Annotated in this window: 2 protein-coding genes; both read right to left on the bottom strand. The window is 68.5% G+C overall.

Annotated elements, in window-relative coordinates:
- A partial coding sequence (locus AC3XYG_RS42355) for a condensation domain-containing protein (protein WP_489145941.1) occupies positions 1-1,153 on the bottom strand: 1,153 nt, incomplete at its 3' end.
- A gap of 126 nt (positions 1,154-1,279) precedes the next feature.
- Positions 1,280-2,398 (bottom strand): amino acid adenylation domain-containing protein (locus tag AC3XYG_RS42350; protein WP_489145940.1); only part of this gene is annotated, 1,119 nt, incomplete at its 5' end.

Raw genomic sequence — 2,398 nt, 5'->3', positions numbered from 1 at the left:
GCAGGCTGATGCAGTCGGGCAGTCCTGCAAGCTGCTGCCGCCAATAGGCGGCCTGGGCGGCGATCAGGCTGTCGGGATCGGTGTCGTTGCCAAGGAGGTCGTGCTGCCAGAGCGTGTAGTCGGCATATTGCACCGGCAGCGCCATGAATTCCGGGGCCTGTCCCTGCAGCCGTGCGGCATAGGCCAAAGCGAGGTCGCGCATCAGCGGTGCAAGGGAGGCACCGTCGGAGGCGATGTGGTGCACCAGGAGCAGCAGGACGTGGCTCTCGGCACCGAGCCGGAACAGCGTGGCGCGAACCGGGATCTCTTGTTCCAGCCGGATCGCATGGCCGGCCGCCTGCCGCAACTGATCCTGCAGCGTGCTCTCATCGGCATCGATCCGCTGCAGCATTGGCCATGCGCGAGGATCGTCGACATCGAGGATCAACTGTTGCGGAGCGTCGCCAGTATCCTGGAACAGCGTTCGCAGGCTCTCGTGCCGGGCGACGAGATCGGCCAGCGCCGCTTCCAGGGCCGCAGCGTCCAAGACGCCGTCGAGCCGCAGCGCCATGGGGATGTTGTAGGTCGGGCTGGGCCCCTCCAGGCGATGGAGGAACCACAATCGCTGTTGGGCTGAGGACAGTGGCAGGCGGTCGGGTCGTGCCTGCGCGGTAAGCGCCGGTCGGGCAGTCCCGCCCTCTCCTAGCTTTGCGGCGAGCCTTGCGACGGAGGGTGCCTCGAAGAGGGCGCGGATGGGGAGTTCGGCGCCGAGGGCGGAGCGGATGCGGCTGACGAGGCGGGTGGCAAGGATGGAATGGCCGCCGAGATCGAAGAAGCTGTCATCGATGGAGAGTGTGTCGAGGCCGAGGGTCTCGGCGAACAGGGCGGCGAGGATTTCTTCCTGCGGCGTGCGGGGCGCGCGACCAGGACCGGCAGTGAAGTCGGGCGCCGGCAAGGCCTTGCGGTCGAGCTTGCCGTTGGGGGTCAGCGGCAGGCGGTCGAGGAGGACGATGGCGGCAGGGACCATGTGGTCTGGCAGAGTCCCGGCCAGGGCCTGGCGCAAAGCGGCGGGATCGAGATTGGCCCCGACCTCTGGCACGACATAGCCGACAAGCTGCTTCAGGCCGGCCTGGTCCTGTCGCGGGATGACGGCGGCCTGGGCGACGTCGGCCAATCGCGCCAGGACGGTTTCGATCTCGGCGGGTTCGATGCGGAAGCCACGGATCTTGACCTGATGGTCGGTGCGCCCGAGGAAGTCGAGAGTGCCGTCGGGACGCCATCTTGCCAGATCGCCGGTGCGCTACATGCGCTGTCCCGGGGATCCGAAGGGACAGGCGACGAAGCGCTCTGCGGTCAGGCCGGGCCGGTTGAGATAGCCGCGCGCCAATCCTGCACCGGCGACATAGAGCTCACCCGGCACGCCGACCGGCACCGGCCGCAGCGCGTCGTCCAGGACATAGATTTGCGTGTTGCGGATGGGGCGGCCGATCGATGGGACGACGGCGCCGGCGAGCGGCTCGCCGATGGTGGCGCAGACGGTGGTCTCGGTCGGGCCATAGGCATTGATCATGCGCCGGCCGCGGGACCATGCAGCGACGAGATCCGGCGCGCAGGCCTCGCCGGCGATGATCAGGTCGGGGCCGTTGACGGGCGGCATGACGGCGAGGGCGGCGGGCGGCAGGGTCATGTGGGTGATGCCATGCCGGACGATCAGCGCGGCGAGGGCGTCGCCGGGGAGAAGCTGCTCGGATGGCGCCAGCACGAGGCAGGCGCCGGAGAGCAGGGCCATGCAGGCTTCCCAGAAGGCGGCATCGAAGCTGATGGAGGCGAATTGCAGGACACGGGCGTCGGGTGTGACGGCAAAGCGCTCGGCCTGCTCGGCGGCCAGGCTGGGGATGCCGCGATGGGTCACCACCACGCCCTTGGGGGTGCCGGTGGATCCCGAGGTGTAGATGACATAGGCCGGGTGGTGGGGCGACAGCGGTGCCACCCGGTCGGCATCGGTGGGATCGGTGCCTGGTCCGGCGAAATCCAGGCGATCGAGCCTGATGACAGGCACCCCCTCTGCCGGCAGGCCATCGCCGATGGCGATCATCGCCCTGGGTTTGGCGTCGGCGAGCATGAAGCGCAGCCGCTCTGCCGGGTAGTTGGGATCGAGCGGGAGATAGGCAGCGCCGGCCTTGAGGATGGCGAGAAGAGCAACGACCAGCTCGACCGAGCGAGGCAGGGCCAGCGCGACGCGATCTTCGGGGCCGATGCCGAGGCCGATCAGGTGATGGGCGAGGCGATTGGCGCGAGCATTGAGTTCGGCATAGCTGAGCGAGAGGCCCTCGAACACCAGCGCTGTCGCCTCAAGCGAGCGCTGCACCTGCTGCTCGAACAACTCAGGGAACGTCGCTTCGGGCAGAGGCTGAGTGGT

Source organism: Inquilinus sp. (genome assembly GCF_057815775.1).
This window is presented reverse-complemented; position numbering and strand designations above follow the sequence as displayed.